Source organism: Bacillus sp. JZ39, from assembly GCF_053903145.1.
Window position 1 is genome coordinate 3,191,682 of sequence record NZ_CP096389.1, and the last position, 17,622, is coordinate 3,209,303.

The following is a 17,622-nucleotide window of genomic DNA, read 5'->3' on the forward strand; positions in this document are numbered from 1 at the left end:
TTCCCGGCAAAGAGGTGTCCAAACCACTTGATGTTTATTGTTTTTTAAAAAGGATGGTAATGACCGTTCCAATGTTCATTCTGCTGTTCACATGGATCGTTCCGTTATGGAGATGGACAAGCTCCTTGGCAATCGCGAGCCCGAGACCCGTTCCGGCAGTTGAATCTTTTGTGTTCGTCCCTCTGTAGTAACGGTTAAACAAATGGGTAATCGTTTCTTCATCCATTCCTTTCCCATTGTCCTTCACCTTTAAAGATATATGATTTTTTGTTTGCTCCAGAATGACTTGAATCTCTGTTCCTTTGCCGTTGTGTTTCACGGCATTCCCAAGGAGGTTTTCTAATATGCGCCTGAACCACGCTTCATCAAGGGCAAATTCAATATGCTCTTCTTTGGATACAAACGAGATATCATAGCCTTCAGAAAACGGATTTTTCTTAAAATCCTCAATGACATTTTTAAAAAACGGGATAAGGCTAGTGAGATTTCTCTCAATAGGAAGAGCATCATTTTTCAGCCGATACGTTAAATTTAAGTCTTCAATCAGCTTGGACATGTATTCAGATTTTTCTCTGACAACCTGCCCCATTTCTTTCACTTCTTCCGGCGACCAGTCATACTGCTTCGACTCGAGCATCATGCTGTAGCCGTAAATGCTGCTGAGCGGTGTTTTTAAGTCATGTGACAAACCGGCAATCCATTCTTCCCTTGTCGCCTGGATTTTTTCTCTGTTTCTTTTATCCCTTCTCAGCGTTTCAGTCAGCTGATCCATTGATTCAAATATCTCACCGAAGAAGCGGTACGGCTGTTTGATTTTTCCCTTTTTATTTTTGCTGACAGGACGGCCTTCCCGGTTTCTGGGCTCCTCAAGCTTCCCTTTTGACAGATTGACCAGCCATCTAATCGTGTGAAAAATCGGCAGCCCGAATCGGAACATATACCAAACGGTCATCCAAATGATATACATGAACAAAACGGCCATCACGAGAAACATCGCTTTTAATACAACCTTCAGGAATGATTTGTTAAACTCCTGATCGGTTACATAGACTGGGTTTGGCACCGTAGCGACCATCCATCTGTCTTTATTGAGGATCTTAACGGAAATTTCCCGCTTATAGTTCCAAGGCTTAGAGCTGTATTTAAGCAGCTCCAGCTGGTTCATCGTTTTTCTTTCGCTTTTTGTGCTGTTGATGCTGTCGAGAATCTTTCCATTGCTGTCTAACAGGTAAATGGCGCCTTTTTTCCGTTTAATATAGTCGACGGTACTGGACTTATAGTGCGCTAGCGAGTCTATCTTTTGTTCGCGCTTTTCAACGGAAGTCAGGAGCTGTTCACTTTTTGATTTCCAGCCGGACAATAGAAGATACGACTTATCTTCAATATTGATGGCCCAATAATTCAGTTTATAGTTATGAAGCTTTTTGGTTTTATAAATAGACAAAAGCTCTTTCTTGGTATAGGTGCCCGGCACGTCTTTTGGCACGCCGTAGGAATAATCAGTGTTTCCTTCCGAATCAATGATTTGCATCCAGCCGTGCTGTTTATCAACAGATTTCTTCAGGAAATTATCCACTTCCCATGTCCCGTCTTCGTTTACATCGAGATATGCCTCAAGTGTGTCGGTCGTTGCCTTCGTCAGCCCTGAATTGGATTCCGCATCGCTAAAACGAGCGTCTAAATAGAAAAACGACGCAACAAGCATAACCGTAAGCAGCAGGATCACAATCAGCATCTGGCCGAAAAAGTGAAACAAAAACTTCCATCTTAACCTCATGACCGCTTGCCTTCAGGATTTGGGATAAAACGATAGCCGAGACCTCGAACGGTTACAATATACTCCGGATTGCTCGGATCGCGCTCAATCTTCTCCCTAAGCTTGCGAATATGTACCATGACGGTGTTGTTGTCACCGTAGGAAGGATAGCCCCATACTTTTTCATATATTTGATCTTTGGAAAGCACCACGTTAGGGTGTTCACAAAAATACTGCAAAAGCTGCAGAAGCTGGGCTGAACAGGCAACGGCTTCCCCGCCTACGATCAGCTCGGCATTTTGCGGAGAAAAAGTAAAGTAATCATATGTGTAGGTTTGATTTGAACTCGTTTCTTTCGATTGATATGTACGCTTGAGATGCGCTCTGATCCGCGCCGCTAATTCCAGCGGATTAAATGGTTTTGTGATATAGTCATCAGCTCCAACCGCAAAGCCCGATAATTTGTCCGCGTCGGATGATCTTGCCGTCAGGAAAAAAATCGGAGCGTCTGAATACTCTCTGATCAATGTGCAGGCTTCAAAACCGGACATTCCGCCCATCATGACATCCAGCACAATCAAGTCAACCTTATTGGCCTTCACAACGGGAATCGCTTCTTCTGCGCTTGCCGCATCCAGTATATTTCGATAACCTTCTTTTTCGAGAACGCGTTTGATCATGTCCACAATCGCTTTCTCATCGTCTACGATTAAAATTGACGCATTTTCCACTTTTATGTTCCTTTCTGTCACTGTTTTTTTCATCTTATCATTATATCGTTTATTTATGGTACATTTTTGAATACATTGGAGCTTGGCAAATCAAAACAGCAAAAAAGGAGCAAACAAGCGCTCCCTTTTGATGTTTTTTCATATGAAAATATTATGAGTTCTCATCTACCATGTACAAAATAAACTCCCAAAACCCCGGTACATCCTGACATAAAAGCATATCAGCCTTTTCAAACATTTTGATCTTCAGCTCTTGCTCTAAATCTTCTCTTTCTTGATAGGACGTATTGCTGAGTTTTTTTCTGATCATCGGTGAAAAGCATGCAATCAGGTCCTCAATGTCATAAGTCTCGTCTTTTTGTTTCTTTTTTTGTTCAAACTGGCCGTTCACAGCTTACTTTTCCCCCTTTTTTTGCGCCGCTAGCTGCTTTCTAATATTCTCCAGCCCCTTTTTATGAATGTTGGAGATGTTTTGTCGGGACTCCCCTAATGAATCTGCAATCTCCTGCATCGTGGCACCGTGAAGATACACTTTCGTCAGCACACTTTTTTGTTTGTCAGTCAGATTCTGAATCGCTTGGTAGAGCTGATAATCCTGAACATGCTGGCTCAAATCATCCTGTCTGTCTAAAAATTCTTCAAATGCATCGCTTCCTGTTTCGGAAGGAAGCCGATCTCCTGCCTCCGGATGATCAACCGTCAGCGGATACCGTTTTTGATTTTTGCGAACCCGCTTATCAAAATCAATAGAAAAGATGCGAATCATTGAATTCATATACTTGACGATGCGGATTTCTTTATAAAACTGCTTAAATAGCTCGTCCAATGATTTTGCATCTTTTTCGTTAGGGCTTTCCATTACGTTTTTGAACAAACGGTAATGCTGAGGATTGCTCAAAAAATGCTTCACGATGGGATGCTTCATTATCTCCTTACATTTTGACCGTAAAAGACTTTGATAGTCCATCAAACCGCCTCCCTACTAAATTAAATGAAGGAAAGCAAAAAAAAGTAAACTACTACTTTCCGACTAGTGTTTTGCAAAATACTTTGCAGCAGTTTACGTTTTATCGGATTTCCTTCACTTACATACATGACTGCAGAAAAAGAAGGGAGGTATTTTCCTATGGATCAGGTTTTTATAGAGGAAGTCGTAAAACAAATCGGCAATTTGGGGTTTCCCGCGCTGATTGCAATGTATCTGCTGACCCGATTCGAAAAGAAGTTTGATCAACTAATAGAACTAATGACAGAACTGAAAGATCATGCAAAAAAATAATTTTTCAATCGAAGTTGACTTTTCACTGGTTTTTTTCACTTAACAAAACAGAAGGGAAAACGAAAGGCCTTTCACCTTCTCTTTCTGCTATCACATTTAAATGTAAGGAGGAAATATTTCATGAAAAAACAAAATGACATTCCGCAGCCAATTAGAGGAGACAAAGGAGCAACGGTAAAAATCCCGCGCAATATTGAAAGAGATCGGCAAAACCCTGATATGCTCATTCCGCCTGAAACCGATCATGGCACCGTCAGCAATATGAAGTTTTCGTTCTCTGATACTCATAACCGATTAGAAAAGGGCGGATATGCCCGTGAAGTGACAGTACGTGAATTGCCGATTTCAGAAAACCTTGCATCCGTAAATATGCGGCTGAAGCCGGGCGCCATTCGCGAGCTTCACTGGCATAAAGAAGCTGAATGGGCTTATATGATTTACGGAAGTGCAAGAGTCACAATTGTAGATGAAAAAGGGAGCAGCTTTATTGACGATGTAGGTGAAGGAGACCTTTGGTACTTCCCGTCAGGCCTGCCGCACTCCATCCAAGCGCTGGATGAGGGAGCTGAGTTCCTGCTCGTGTTTGACGATGGATCATTCTCTGAAAACAGCACGTTCCAGCTGACAGATTGGCTTGCCCACACTCCAAAAGAAGTTATTGCTGCGAACTTCGGCGTGACAAAAGAAGAGATTGCCAATTTACCTGGCAAAGAAAAATATATATTTGAAAACCAACTTCCTGGCAGTTTAAAAGATGATATTGTGGAAGGGCCGAATGGCGAAGTGCCTTATCCATTTACTTACCGCCTTCTTGAACAAGAGCCGATCGAATCTGAGGGAGGAAAAGTATACATTGCAGATTCGACAAACTTCAAAGTGTCTAAAACCATCGCATCAGCGCTCGTAACAGTAGAACCCGGCGCCATGAGAGAACTGCACTGGCATCCGAATACCCACGAATGGCAATACTACATCTCCGGTAAAGCTAGAATGACCGTTTTTGCATCTGACGGCCATGCCAGAACGTTTAATTACCAAGCCGGTGATGTCGGGTATGTACCATTTGCAATGGGTCATTACGTTGAAAACATCGGGGATGAACCGCTTGTCTTTTTAGAAATCTTCAAAGACGACCATTATGCTGATGTATCTTTAAACCAATGGCTTGCCATGCTTCCTGAAACATTTGTTCAAGCGCACCTTGACTTGGGCAAAGACTTTACTGATGTGCTTTCAAAAGAAAAGCACCCAGTAGTGAAAAAGAAATGCAGTAAATAAGAGACTTGCGGCTTGCAGAGAGCACTCGTTCTCTGCAAGCCTTCATAAGGAGCTGAACCAGTGAAACATCAAAACCCTTCAAAACGCTTATTGCGGCTCTCCATAAAGTACTTGCTGGCCGCAGCAGCAGTGGTGTTGACCTATTTTGCTGTCATCTATATATTGTTTTCTTTAGCGGGAACGAGCTACCGCTCAGCAGCTCATGTCCTGCTTTTTGCCGTGGTATTCCTTGTTCTAGGATTATGCTTTGAACCATTTGAAAGGCTGATGATACATAGCTTTACATTTTTCAAGACAGGAAAACGTCTATTCATTCTCCTTGCCGGCATCGTACAGCTGCTGTTTTTGTGGATGACTGCTCATACAACAGACCAATTGATCAGCGACATCTGGCTGTCCACCACAGAAGAAATGATTGTCGCAGCCGTTTTTTTGATTTTAGACAAATGCAACTCGGCCCTTCCCAGCTAAAAAAAAAAAAACGCATTCCAATTGGATGCGTTCTTTTTATTCATAGCGAAGCGCGTCTACAGGCTGAAGCTTCGAAGCCTTGATAGACGGAAGCAAGCCGAAGATAATGCCGACTGCCATTGAAAAGATGAGTGCTCCGACAACAGCTGGAATGGAGACGATAAAAGGCATCGGAAAAATGACCGTCAGCAGCTTGGCGATGCCGAAGCCCGCCAGCACACCGAGTATTCCGCCAATGCTTGTCAGCACAACAGCCTCGGTTAAAAATTGAAATAAAATCACACGCCGCTTAGCACCGAGCGCTTTCTTAATTCCGATTTCCCTCGTGCGCTCCGTTACGGAAACGAGCATAATATTCATGACGCCGATACCGCCCACCAAAAGTGAAATACTGGCGATTCCGCCAAGCAGCAATGCAAATGACTGATTAAAGGACTCCACTTCCTGCGCGATCTCCTGAAGATCCATTACACTGTACTCTGCTTTTTCCAGCTCAGCTTCTGACAGTCCCTGATTTAAAAGATCTGCAGCCATTACACCCGCTTCTTGGATATGCTCAGAAGAATCAGCCTGCACGGCAATCTGCGTTGGCGCGTCAAACCCTTCAATAAGCGGCCACACTTTTTTCGGCACGTACAAAACCGGGTTCGCGTAGTCGCCTTCAAACATGCTTTCCTGTTGATTTTTTTCTTTAAAAACACCGACGACCTTAAACGGCACACCATTCATCTCAATGCTTTTATGCAGAGCTTCTCCGTCCGGAAACAGTTCATCTCTGACAGCTTCATTGATCATCACCACTTGGTGTGTGCTGTTTAAATCATTTTCCGTCAGCTTTCTTCCTTCGGTTATTCGGATTGGAAACATGTCGAAGTAATCATCGTCCACTCCATACACTTGGGGATACGAAACGTTTGTTAAATGAAAAACGCTCGCGCCTTCTGACAAGTAATATAAGGATAATCCTTTGACCATCGGGTCTGATTTGATCGCCTTTACTGTTTCTTCCGCTACAGGCGGCGCGGACGCATACGACACCTGAGGGCCGCCGCTCTCCTCTTCTCCGTCAGACGGCTGGTAGACAACATTGATGGCGTTGTTTCCCATGCCGATCATACTTTGCTTTAATTGCTCACTTTGGCCCTTCAGCATTGAAACAATCGCGATGATTGCCGCTATGCCGATAATCACGCCGAGCATTGTCAGAATGGATCTTAATTTATGAGAGAAAATGGACTGAAAGGAGATTCGAATATGTTCAAGCATGGCTGATATCCCCTCTCTCATCTAATACCAGCTCTCCGTCTCTGATAAAAACGGTTCTGTCAGCTTTTTTGGCGACGTCCGGGTCGTGGGTTATCATAATAATGGTCTTGCCTTCCCGATGCAGTTCAGAAAACAGTGACAAAATTTGTTCACTTGATTTGGTATCAAGGGCCCCGGTCGGTTCATCAGCTAAAATAAACCGCGGCTGATTGACAAGGGCCCTCGCTATCGCCACCCGCTGCTTTTGGCCGCCGGACAGCTTAGGCGGTTTGTAGGAGACCCTGTCTTTTAATCCGACCTTTTCCAGCGCTTCATATGCCCGTTGCCTTCTCTCTTTTTTCTTCACTTTATTGTAGATCATCGGCAGTTCGACATTTTGCAGCGCGGTGAGACGCGGCAGCAAATGGAAAGTTTGAAACACAAACCCGATTGATTCATTGCGAATTTCGGCTAAAGCCCCGTCTTTCCCTTTCAATATATCGATCTGGTCAAGCGTATAGGTTCCTGAGGTTGGCCTGTCCAAACAGCCGATAATATTCATTAACGTTGACTTTCCAGAACCCGAAGGCCCCATAATAGCTAAAAACTCCCCCGCCTGAACAGTCAGATTGATATGTTTCAAGATTGGAACTTCTTCTTTTCCCAGCTTGTACGACTTCGAAATATTATTCAGTGTCAGCATTGACTGTAACCTGCTTTCCTTCCTTGACCGCGGGATCAGGATAGATCACATAATCTTCCGGCGTCAGGCCGCTCTTAATTTTCACCATGTCATTTTCATCAGTCTCTCCGATTTCAACAGGCTGCTTAACCGCTTTGTGATTCTCATCAGCTTTCCACACATACGGTTCGCCGTCATCCTGAATGACCATGTCGGACGGCAGCTTGATCGTATCCGCATCAGCATTATCACTCATCACTTCGATGTTGACATGATAGCCGACTTCAAGACCTTTATGGCTGTCTAATAAAATGGTGAAAGGATAGTTAGAGGACTGGGGGTTCATTTCTTCATCAGCAAAGCTTTCTGATTCTTCACCCTCGCCTGCTCCCGCTGGAAGCTTGCCGATCGAGGTGACCTTTCCTTTCCACTCGCCCTCACCGCCTGTTTTCAGCGTGACCCTGACTTTGCTGCCTTTTTTGATCGTGTCCATTAACAGCTCATTGATTTGGCTTTTGACCAGATATTTGCCTGTCGAAACAATCTGGATATACGGGCCTGTTGCCTGGTCACCTGTTGCACCGTCAGCGATATCCTGATTGACGCTTTGAACGATTCCGTCATGCTTGCTTGTAATGACATTGGAACCTTTGTTTTTCGTCAGGCCAGCCAGTTCTTTTTGATGCTGCTTCAGTTCAAGCTGGCTTGTTTTCAAATCGAAATTGTCCTGATTAAGTTCATCTTGAAGCTGGGTTTTCTCTTCTTTTCCTGCCGTTTTCAGCTTCTTTTCCGTTTCCGTTATTGATTTTTGCAAACGGTTGATTTGCAGATTTGTCATTTCAATTTGCAAATTGGCTTGCTCCACTTCATCAGAATGATCCTCGCCCTCATACTCAAAAAGCTTATCGCCCTTTTTAACCTGATCGCCTTCTTTGACGTATGTTTTTTTAATGCTGCCTTTTTCTGAATCTATGTATACTTTCTGCTGTTTCTCAGGTTCAACCTTTCCAGAAAACGTTTGGCCTGATTCTGAATCTCCTCCCATGTATACCGCGACCGATTCAGCATAGGGCTCCGATGATACGGCAACTTGGTTCATGTGAGTAAAAAAGTAAAAACCGCCAGCGCCGATCCCAGCCAATACAAGCACACCGGCACATATCGCACCGCCAATAAGCCATTTTTTCTTCTTGGACACAACGATCTCCTCTTTCTGTAAACTATGTAATATTTTCGAAACATTCTAACCAATATTATCTATTAATTCAAAAAGACTTGCAATCCTTTTATTGAAATGACGGCATCAAATAGAAAAATTGTATTTTCAAAGCCGAATAAAAAAAATCCCGGCTTCAAACCGGGATTTTTTCATACAGTAACTAGCTCTTTTTCATTTTTAATCAAGTCATAGGTCAAGCATACAGGTTTATTTGTACGGGGATCAGTCACGATTTCGGCATCAATCTGAAATACCTGCTTCAAAATGTCCGGTGTCATGACCTCCAGTGCAGTTCCTTCCTTGATGACCGTGCCTTTTTTGAGCGCGATCATATAATGAGAAAAACGAGCTGCATGGTTAAGATCATGAATGACCATTAAAATCGTCCGCCCTTGCTCTTTGTTGAGTCTGTCAAGCAGCTGCAGAATTTCAAGCTGATGTGCAAGATCAAGATACGTTGTAGGTTCATCCAGCAGAAGCAGTTCCGTACCTTGCGCAAGCGCCATGGCAATCCACACGCGTTGACGCTGTCCGCCTGACAATGCCTCAATCGGCCGTTCAGCATATTCAGCCATGCCTGTTTCTTCAAGCGCCCATTTTATAATCCGGCGGTCTTCGTCATTTAATCTGCCGAATCCTGATTGATGCGGAAACCTGCCGTACGACACCAATTCGTGCACTGTTAGGCCGCTCGGCGCTTCAGGTGTCTGTGGAAGAATCGCCATATCTTTCGCAATGTCCTTTGTAGACATTTTATGAATCGCTTTGCCGTTTAAATAGACGGCACCTGCATGTGAACGCATAATTCTGGACATTGTTTTTAAAATCGTTGATTTCCCGCAGCCGTTCGGGCCAATTAAGGTGGTAATTTTCCCTTTAGGAATCGATATATTTAAATCCTCTACAATCACCCTGTCGCCATAACCGATTCCAAGCTGTTCCGTTGATAATGAATTCATATTCGGCCCCCTCCTCTAATTCGCTTTCATCAATAAATAAATAAAGTAAGGCGCACCTAGCACGGAAATGACAAGTCCGACCGGAATTTCTGATGGTGCCAATACATTTCTCGCCAGCGTATCAGCAAGCAAAAACAGGAATGAGCCGATGAAGGCGGAGACCGGTATCAGCGTCTGGTGACGTGGACCGGTCAGCCTTCTAGCCACATGCGGCGCGATCAATCCGAGAAACGCAATGCCCCCCGCAACTGCCACGCATGAAGCGGCAAGAGTGACCGCTGCCAGAAGAAGAATCCGTCTTTCCTTTTCAACAGCGGTGCCCAGTCCGGTCGCCAATTGGTCTCCGAGCTGCATAATGTTCAAATAGCGTGCCTTATATAAAGTAAACAGAAGCAAGATCACAATCCAAGGGAGAATCGCCCAGATCATATTCCAGTTCGCCCCCCATATTGAGCCGGATATCCAAACCGCGGCTTGCATAAAATCATGAGGGTCCATCTTGAGCTGAAAAATCAGCAACAGGGCGTTGAATCCGGCATTCACCCCTATGCCGACTAAAATCAGCCGAATCGGTGTCACGCCTTTTTTCCATGCCAGAATATAAATGAGAAACGCAGCGAGGATTGCTCCTGCCAAAGCACTGAACGGCAGCATAAATGTTCCGAAAAAGCTGAGATCTGAAGCTGACCCTTGAAAAAAGTATATAAAAAGCACTACAGCAAGTGAACCGCCGGCGTTAATTCCGAGAATACCAGGCTCGGCAAGTTCATTTTGAGACACGCTTTGCAAAATGGCTCCAGCTACGGAGATCCCTGCTCCAACAAGCAAAGAAAGGATGATCCTGGGCAGCCTGAACTCAAATAAGACAAGTTCATCACGCGCCGTTCCTTGGCCGAAAAAGACCTGAAGCGTTTTAAGCGGTGCAATTTTGATAACGCCCAAATTGAGACTGATAAAAAAGACCACCACGATAAGCAAAAAGGTCACAGCCATTACAACGAGCGGTTTGTTTGTTTTTGTTTTCATTACAGCCCTTTCCTTTCACGACGTGCCAAATAAAAGAAAAAGGGAACGCCGATAAGAGAAGTCAGCGCGCCGACAGGCGTTTCAAAGGGCGCATTTACGAGTCTGGCCGCTATGTCAGCAAAAACAAGCAAAACAGCACCGAGCACCGCCGAGCAAGGAATGATCCACCGATAATCCACACCGACCAAAAAACGGGTAATATGCGGAATGATCAGCCCGATAAATGCAATGGTGCCGGCAATGGAAACCGCAGCTCCGGTCAGAATTACTACAATAAGCATGCCAACCAGTTTCACCGCTGATGTATATTGTCCAAGCCCTTTTGCCAGATCGTCACCGAGACTTAACACTGTAACAGACCGGGCGATGAAAAACGCGAGCGTTAAACCGACAGTCCCTGCAATAAGCAAAAGCTGGACCCCCGGCCATTTCACACCCGCTACCCCGCCTGCGTACCAAAAGCTGATATCCTGAGCGACATCAAAGCGGATTGCAATGGCAGTTGAAATGCCGGTAAAGAAATAAGTAACTGCCGTACCCGCCAGAGCAAGCTTTACAGGCGTAAGTCCGCCCCTTGAAAACATGCCGATGCCCATTACCGTCGATGCCCCCAGCCCCGCTCCCGCAAAGGACCATAGCACAAGCCCCATTGCAGAAAGCCCGGGAAAAAAGGCAAACGCAATCGAAACCGCAAACGCAGAGCCTGATGTCACACCCATAATCGAAGGCTCTGCCAATGGGTTTCTCGTCATCCCCTGCATGATTGCTCCCGACACTGCCAACAATGCGCCTACAAGCGCGGCAGCCGCCGTTCTCGGCAGCCGAAGATCATGTATAATTTGATGAGATGTCTTTGTCGGCTGATAATGAAAAATGGCGTCCCATACAGTGCGCAAATGAATATCCGCTGCACCGAGGGATATGGATAAAAATGCGCCAAGGCAAAGCAGGCATAGACCTGCAATAAGGACGATGACCGCGCCATATGTCCTTGACGTCCATTGGATTTCTTCTGATGCAGTCTGTATATTTTTATGTTGACTCAACTGCCGTACTTCCTTTCTGTTACTGATAATGATTATCAATTGCTGTTTCAGTATATCACTTTTTTCAGCTGATTTAATAGAGTGTTTTGAACAAAAATGAAAATGCATTTGCAAAAATATCGTGTCAACCGGCACTTGCAGTGGTATAATCACAGATGATAATGATTCTCTTTTTCATCTATCTTTTAGAAAGAAGGTATGAGATATGACCCATATATACAAGAAACTCGGAGCCGCGTTTTTTGCCCTGTTATTGATTGCAGCGCTGGCAGCCTGCGGGAATAACTCAGAAAGCAAAGGTTCTGCCTCTGATTCAAAAGGCGCAGAAACCTTTACATACAAGGCTGAAAACGGAAATGTAAAAATCCCGAAGCATCCTAAACGGGTGGTTGTCATGGCAGACGGCTATTACGGCTACTTCAAAACACTCGGCATCAACGTTGTCGGTGCGCCTGAGAATGTATTTAAAAACCCTTACTACAAAGGAAAAACCGATGGCGTTGAAAACATCGGAGACGGCACTTCGGTTGAAAAGGTCATTGATTTGAACCCTGATCTGATTATCGTCTGGACAACACAGGGCGCTGATATTAAAAAGCTTGAAAAAATTGCGCCGACTGTCGCAGTAAAATACGATAAGCTCGACAACATCGAACAACTGAAAGAATTTGCAAAAATGACGGGAACTGAAGATAAAGCTGAAAAATGGCTGGCCAAGTGGGATAAAAAAGTTGCGGCCGCTAAAACAAAAATCAAAAAAGCGGTCGGTGACAAAACCATTTCCATTATGCAAACGAACGGAAAAGACATTTACGTATTCGGTAAAGACTTTGGAAGAGGCGGAAGCATCATTTACAAAGACCTCGGCCTGCAGGCGACCAAGCTGACAAAAGAAAAAGCCATTGACCAGGGGCCTGGATATACAAGTATTTCATTAGAGAAGCTCCCTGACTTCGCCGGAGATTATATTTTCGCAGGCCCATGGCAATCTGGCGGTGACGATGGCGGGGTATTTGACAGCTCCATTTGGAAAAACCTTAGCGCCGTTAAAAATGGGCATATCTACAAGATGGATCCGATCGGTTTCTATTTCTCTGACCCGATTTCATTAGAAGGACAACTGAAGTTTATTACCGAAAGCTTGACTAAATAAACAAAAGAGCCGCCTGCCCGCGGCTGTCTCATTTATAAGGATCGTTCAATTTGATCGGATATTTTCTTGCCAAATCACAGGAAGTTGCATATTGGATTGCCCCTTAATTTTTTGAATCCAGCTTTCCTGTCAACTATGTTAACGATCAGTAGAAATTCGTTTTTTATAAAAAAAGACACCTGAGCAAATCAGGTGTCTTTTCATTATGCATGTTTTTCTTTCTGGAACTTTTTACTCACAAATGGATAAACGATTAAGCCGACAAAGAATAAACCGATGCCGAGGATAAATGTCGTTAAATCTGCTGTGCCTGTTACGATAACAAACACGGAGTATGCACACGCCAGTATCGCGATCAATCCGTCTCTTACACGGGAGCCTTTCAGCTGGTCATACGTTTCACCTTTGATGACTACCTTCAAGCTGTAGATTGCAGATACTAGATACGGAATTAAATATGCGAGTGTAGCCGCTGTCGTTAAAAATGTAAATGCGTCACTTATTGTCCGGGAAATAACCGAGAAAATGAAGACCTGTGACATGACGTTTGTAATAATGAGTGCAATGACCGGACTTCCCTTTTTATTCGTTTTTGCAAAAAATGCCGGGAAATCTCCCGCTTTAGCTGCTTGGTATGGCACCTCAGAGCCAAGCAAAATCCAGCCGAGCATCGTTCCGAATAAACAAAGGATAGCCAAAAGCGCCATAATCACGCTTCCCGCGTTTCCAACAATCGCATAGAGTACATCAACAAATGGTTTTTCAGAGCCGACAAGCTTATCATGCGGCAGAACACCCATCGTAATTAAAGTCACAATAATATATATGCTCAAGGCAATCAGCAAGCCGGTAATTGTCGCACGTTTCACATCACGCTGAGAGCGCGCACGGCCGGACAGGATCACCGCGGATTCAATTCCGACAAACGCCCACAGTGTAGAAATCGCGGCGTTATGAACCTGGCCGCCAATTCCAATGCTTGTGCCGTTTTCTCCTTGAACCGGGAAATAAAAATGACCGAATAATGTCGTTTGAAACACAAATAAACCAGCAACGATAAAGAAGACAAAACCTAATACTTTAGAAAGCGTTGTGACAAAGTTTAATTTACTTGCGCCGTTAATGCTGGCAACAAGAATCGCGTGCGTTCCCCATAACAAGATCGTACATACGGCAAACGTCAGTAATTGGCCGAGTGTCACCTCTTGCCCGCCGATCGAAAACATCTCACGTTTATCAACCAAGATCGGGAAGAACGAAGTCAAGTAACCGGCGAGACTTGTGATGATCGCCACGTTACTGATCCAGCTCGCCACCCAGTAGCCCCACACCATTGTGAAACCGGCAGCGTTGCCTTTTTTCGGGTCAGAAAACAGCGCTCTTGCATAACTTTGCGGTCCCGCTGTCAGTTCAGGCTTGCGAATGGACAAGTGTCCGAACACAAGTGCAATCATCAGCACGCCGGCACCTGTCAAAAGCCAGGCGGACGTAGCTCCAAACGGACTCGCAATTGAAGCAAGCGAGCTCGGCAAGGAGAAAATTCCTGATCCAACCATATTTCCAACGACAAACGCCGTTAATAACCAAAAACCCCATTTTTTTGTCTGTTCCATTCCAGTACCTCCATGATTCTTTGTACGGACCAGACCCCGAGATCATATAAACGCAAAAAAAGCCTGAACAAAAGTCCATGCTTAAAGAAACACACACCCTTGATCTCCGGATAGCCCTCCGCGAAAAAGCACGCGGCAGTCCTGCACTTATTCAGATACAGTCCCAGCATAGAGAAGGATCGGCTTTCTCCACACTTCGGCGCTGATGCCTTTTACACATGTTTAACAGCTCCTGTCAGCCTGGCATGTGTGACTTATCATCCGCGCAACCTCTACCTCACTGAGAAAGAGTGAGGATTTAATTATTCAGTTACTCCCAGAAGGTTATCAAAGAAAGGATGATCTGTCAAAGGGAACAGATGGAAAATACGGATAGAGCCAAGCTCTATCCGCATGTGGTTATCGATTATTTTTCTTTTTTTGCACAGCTTCTTGAAGCGGATCATCTTTTAGAGCTGAACCAGCATCTTCAAGAGCTCCTTGGATTACGTTTTTTTCTTTTTCGGAACGTTTTCCTTTATCTTTATTAAAGAAACCCATTCGTATCACCTCTTTTAAAAAATAGGTACATGTTTAAGATACCTCTTTCCTGAAAAATTATGCGGGATATTTTTTATCGTCCAAAGTCCTGTTGATCAAACATACATTCTCTTGATATATTTGTAATTCAGAGATTTTTTGCAAAAGATAAAAGGAGAAGCGGCAAATGACAGGAAAAACACACATCATGGGAGGCATCGCTTCTTGTACGGCAGCGGCTTATTATTATGGATTTGATCCAGTGCTTATGGCTGCATCAGGCGCGGTTGGAGCATTAATACCCGATATCTGCCACACACAAAGCAAAATCGGGAGAAAATTTCCTATTTTATCGAAAGTGGTCAGCTCCGTTTTTGGCCATCGTACATTTACACACAGCTTGCTGTTTATGCTCATCATGTTTTTTATCACTTCTACATACATTCCAGATAAAAACATATCAGCCGGCCTGATGATCGGAATGGCGAGCCACTTGATTCTTGACGCTTGGACGGTGAACGGAATCAAATTATTATTCCCTTCAACGATCCGCGTTCGGCTTCCATTATATATGAAGACAGGCAGTTTTTCTGAGCAGCTCGTGCTAGCCGGCCTGACCCTTGCTTCATGTTACTACTTTTATATGCTGTTTCATGGGCGCATGTTTTAAACACATGAGTGCTGAGACTTGTCTGAACCGGCTGTTTTTAGTAGGTTTTACTTAAGAAGCATTTCATGCAGATGATCAAGAAAACGTGAGGAGTCATATTGATGAAAGGAACCTTTTTTCACAATCAGCGGTTTTTATGTTTTTCGATCTTATTTATGTGGATCAAAACGTATGTGATATATAAACTCGGCTTTGATTTGCAAATCGATACTCTGTTGGAGGAGCTAATGCTGCTGGTCAACCCGCTCAGCTTTATTCTTCCTTTATTCGGGATCGGCCTGCTTCTGAAAGGAAACAAGCAGCGGGCTTTTTTGCTGATTGCCAATTTGGTTCTGACTGTTATCTTGATCTCTAATACGATTTTTTACGGCTTTTATATCGATTTTATTACCATTCCGGTTTTATTTCAGGCGAGCAACATGAGCGATATGGGAAGCAGTGTAAAAGAATTGTTCCATCCTCTGTTTATCGCCCTGTTTGTGGATTTGGTTTGTCTGCTGCTGTTCGCCAGAAAAACCAAACACCCACAGACAAAAGCCGCTCCCCGCACGATCAAACGGTACTATGCAGCTTCCTGCGGCATGCTTTTATGCACACTGGCACTTGCAGAAGTACAGCAGCCGAAGCTTTTGGCACATTCTTTTGACCGGGAAATGCTAGTCAAAAGCATCGGTCTGTTTCAGTTCCATATTTACGATACAATTTCTCAGACTGTTAATATCAGCGCGAAAGCTTTTGCCGATGAAGACAGTATAACTGCCATTAAAAACTACACAGAGGCTGATTACAGCAAGCCTGATCAAAGCAAATTCGGTCTTGCAAAGGGGCGCAATGTCATCTTTGTAACACTTGAATCGACCCAAAGCTTTGTTCTGAATGAAAAAGTAAATGGAAAAGAAATTACCCCATTTATGAATGATCTCATTAAAAAAAGCTATTCCTTTGATCATTTCTATCAGCAAACAGAACAAGGCAAAACATCAGATTCAGAATTTATCGTCGCTAACTCACTGTATCCTTCCCTTAGCGGCGCCGTCTTTTTCACGAAAAGCGACCATCAATTTCATACGATGTATAAATCGCTGAAGCAGCACGATTATTATTCAGCCGTCTTTCATGCTAACCATAAAACATTTTGGAACAGAGATGTCATGTACGATACATTTGGCATTGACCGCTTTTTTGATGTTGATGATTTTCATGTCACTCCCGGGACATCGACAAGCTGGGGCTTAAAAGACAAAGAATTTTTAGAGCAGTCCGCCGAAAAGCTGAAAAGCCTGCCGCAGCCGTTCTACAGCAGTTTTATCACGTTAACGAATCATTTTCCGTTTGAGATTGATGAAAAGGATCAGCTGATAGATGAATTCGACTCAAGCAGTGATCTGTTAAACCGCTATGTGACCACGGTTCGCTATGAGGATGAGGCATTGAAGCATTTTATCAAAAAACTGAAGGACGAAGGCTTATACGAAAATTCGATGATCGTATTTATGGGAGATCATTACGGCATTTCTGAAGCCCATAACGAGGCAATGGCTGAGTTTTTAGGGAAAGACGAAATCACACCATATGACAACGTTCAGCTCCAGCGGGTGCCGTTTATCATACATATCCCGGGAATCACCGATCAAAAGCCGGAAACCATCCCTGATGCCGGGGGACAGGTCGACGTCAGGCCGACGCTGATGCATTTGCTCGGCGTTGAGACAAAAGGCGATATCCAATTCGGCAATGATTTACTGTCCAGCGACCGCACCCCATTCGCCGTTCTGCGAAACGGCAGCTTTATTACGAACGATTATATATACACAAAGAACACGTGCTATAGCCAAAAAACAGGTAAAGTGCTGGAAGATCAGGATGCGTGCCTCCATTACAAGGAGAAAGCAAACGAAGAACTTTCTCTCTCTGATAAAATTTTAAATGGTGACCTGCTCAGGTTTTCCGAATAAAAAAATCCCTCTATCAAGAG

The 17,622-nt window shown here is 44.1% G+C and carries 18 protein-coding genes and 1 riboswitch; of the genes, 6 read left to right on the top strand and 12 right to left on the bottom strand.

Going from position 1 to position 17,622, the window contains the following annotated elements; translation table 11 throughout:
- Positions 1–34: 34 nt before the first annotated feature.
- From yvrG to sigO, 4 genes are all read right to left on the bottom strand, one after another.
- Entirely contained in the window at positions 35–1,777 is a 1,743-nt protein-coding gene (gene yvrG / locus M1D65_RS16440; protein ID WP_268555055.1) for a two-component system sensor histidine kinase YvrG, read from the bottom strand.
- Entirely contained in the window at positions 1,774–2,487 is a 714-nt protein-coding gene (gene yvrH, locus M1D65_RS16445; RefSeq protein ID WP_003243545.1) for a two-component system response regulator YvrH, read from the bottom strand. Before yvrH ends, yvrG begins: the two co-directional genes overlap by 4 nt.
- Positions 2,488–2,638: 151 nt before the next feature.
- Positions 2,639–2,878 (bottom strand): sigma-O factor regulator RsoA, encoded by a 240-nt coding sequence (gene rsoA / locus M1D65_RS16450; RefSeq protein ID WP_032726841.1) that lies wholly within the window; start codon positions 2,876–2,878, stop codon positions 2,639–2,641.
- A 3-nt stretch (positions 2,879–2,881) separates the two neighbouring features.
- Positions 2,882–3,412: an RNA polymerase sigma factor SigO gene (sigO, locus tag M1D65_RS16455; RefSeq protein WP_003228469.1), complete on the bottom strand. Its 531-nt coding sequence runs from the start codon at positions 3,410–3,412 to the stop codon at positions 2,882–2,884.
- A 201-nt stretch (positions 3,413–3,613) separates the two neighbouring features.
- Between sigO and M1D65_RS16460 the strand changes: the two genes are divergently transcribed.
- From M1D65_RS16460 to rsiO, 3 genes are all read left to right on the top strand, one after another.
- Entirely contained in the window at positions 3,614–3,766 is a 153-nt protein-coding gene (locus M1D65_RS16460) for a YvrJ family protein (protein ID WP_003244090.1), read from the top strand.
- 120 nt (positions 3,767–3,886) lie between these two features.
- Positions 3,887–5,044 (top strand): oxalate decarboxylase, encoded by a 1,158-nt coding sequence (oxdC, locus tag M1D65_RS16465; RefSeq protein WP_456270635.1) that lies wholly within the window; start codon positions 3,887–3,889, stop codon positions 5,042–5,044.
- Positions 5,045–5,104: 60 nt separating this feature from the next.
- On the top strand, positions 5,105–5,515 hold the full coding sequence (gene rsiO / locus M1D65_RS16470; RefSeq protein WP_003243579.1) for an acid stress-sensitive anti sigma factor RsiO: 411 nt from the start codon (positions 5,105–5,107) through the stop codon (positions 5,513–5,515).
- A gap of 36 nt (positions 5,516–5,551) precedes the next feature.
- Here the strand turns inward: rsiO and M1D65_RS16475 are convergent, their stop codons facing one another.
- The 6 genes from M1D65_RS16475 to M1D65_RS16500 form a co-directional block, all read right to left on the bottom strand.
- Positions 5,552–6,781: an ABC transporter permease gene (locus tag M1D65_RS16475; protein WP_087614705.1), complete on the bottom strand. Its 1,230-nt coding sequence runs from the start codon at positions 6,779–6,781 to the stop codon at positions 5,552–5,554.
- Positions 6,774–7,463: an ABC transporter ATP-binding protein gene (locus M1D65_RS16480; RefSeq protein ID WP_014480848.1), complete on the bottom strand. Its 690-nt coding sequence runs from the start codon at positions 7,461–7,463 to the stop codon at positions 6,774–6,776. The genes M1D65_RS16475 and M1D65_RS16480 overlap by 8 nt, the downstream gene beginning before the upstream one ends.
- Positions 7,447–8,640: an efflux RND transporter periplasmic adaptor subunit gene (locus M1D65_RS16485; RefSeq protein ID WP_456270636.1), complete on the bottom strand. Its 1,194-nt coding sequence runs from the start codon at positions 8,638–8,640 to the stop codon at positions 7,447–7,449. Before M1D65_RS16485 ends, M1D65_RS16480 begins: the two co-directional genes overlap by 17 nt.
- A 170-nt stretch (positions 8,641–8,810) precedes the next feature.
- Complete coding sequence (locus tag M1D65_RS16490) at positions 8,811–9,620, bottom strand: ABC transporter ATP-binding protein (RefSeq protein ID WP_003243882.1); 810 nt, start codon at positions 9,618–9,620, stop codon at positions 8,811–8,813.
- A 15-nt stretch (positions 9,621–9,635) separates the two neighbouring features.
- Entirely contained in the window at positions 9,636–10,646 is a 1,011-nt protein-coding gene (locus M1D65_RS16495; RefSeq protein WP_160245530.1) for a FecCD family ABC transporter permease, read from the bottom strand.
- A complete protein-coding gene (locus M1D65_RS16500) occupies positions 10,646–11,692 on the bottom strand; it encodes a FecCD family ABC transporter permease (protein WP_446014664.1) in 1,047 nt (348 codons plus the stop codon). Before M1D65_RS16500 ends, M1D65_RS16495 begins: the two co-directional genes overlap by 1 nt.
- 205 nt (positions 11,693–11,897) lie before the next feature.
- Here M1D65_RS16500 and M1D65_RS16505 point away from each other — a divergent pair, with 205 nt between their 5' ends.
- A complete protein-coding gene (locus M1D65_RS16505; RefSeq protein WP_446014662.1) occupies positions 11,898–12,845 on the top strand; it encodes an iron-hydroxamate ABC transporter substrate-binding protein in 948 nt (315 codons plus the stop codon).
- A gap of 203 nt (positions 12,846–13,048) precedes the next feature.
- On the opposite strand, the gene M1D65_RS16510 is transcribed toward M1D65_RS16505, so the two are convergent.
- Positions 13,049–14,458 (bottom strand): amino acid permease, encoded by a 1,410-nt coding sequence (locus tag M1D65_RS16510; protein WP_029318410.1) that lies wholly within the window; start codon positions 14,456–14,458, stop codon positions 13,049–13,051.
- 103 nt (positions 14,459–14,561) lie between these two features.
- Positions 14,562–14,741: riboswitch (Lysine riboswitch) on the bottom strand.
- A 116-nt stretch (positions 14,742–14,857) separates the two neighbouring features.
- Positions 14,858–14,998 (bottom strand): small acid-soluble spore protein SspJ, encoded by a 141-nt coding sequence (gene sspJ / locus M1D65_RS16515; RefSeq protein ID WP_003221612.1) that lies wholly within the window; start codon positions 14,996–14,998, stop codon positions 14,858–14,860.
- 166 nt (positions 14,999–15,164) lie between these two features.
- Between sspJ and M1D65_RS16520 the strand changes: the two genes are divergently transcribed.
- Positions 15,165–15,647: a metal-dependent hydrolase gene (locus M1D65_RS16520; RefSeq protein ID WP_003228444.1), complete on the top strand. Its 483-nt coding sequence runs from the start codon at positions 15,165–15,167 to the stop codon at positions 15,645–15,647.
- A gap of 101 nt (positions 15,648–15,748) precedes the next feature.
- Entirely contained in the window at positions 15,749–17,602 is a 1,854-nt protein-coding gene (locus tag M1D65_RS16525) for an LTA synthase family protein (RefSeq protein WP_456270637.1), read from the top strand.
- Positions 17,603–17,622: the final 20 nt, after the last annotated feature.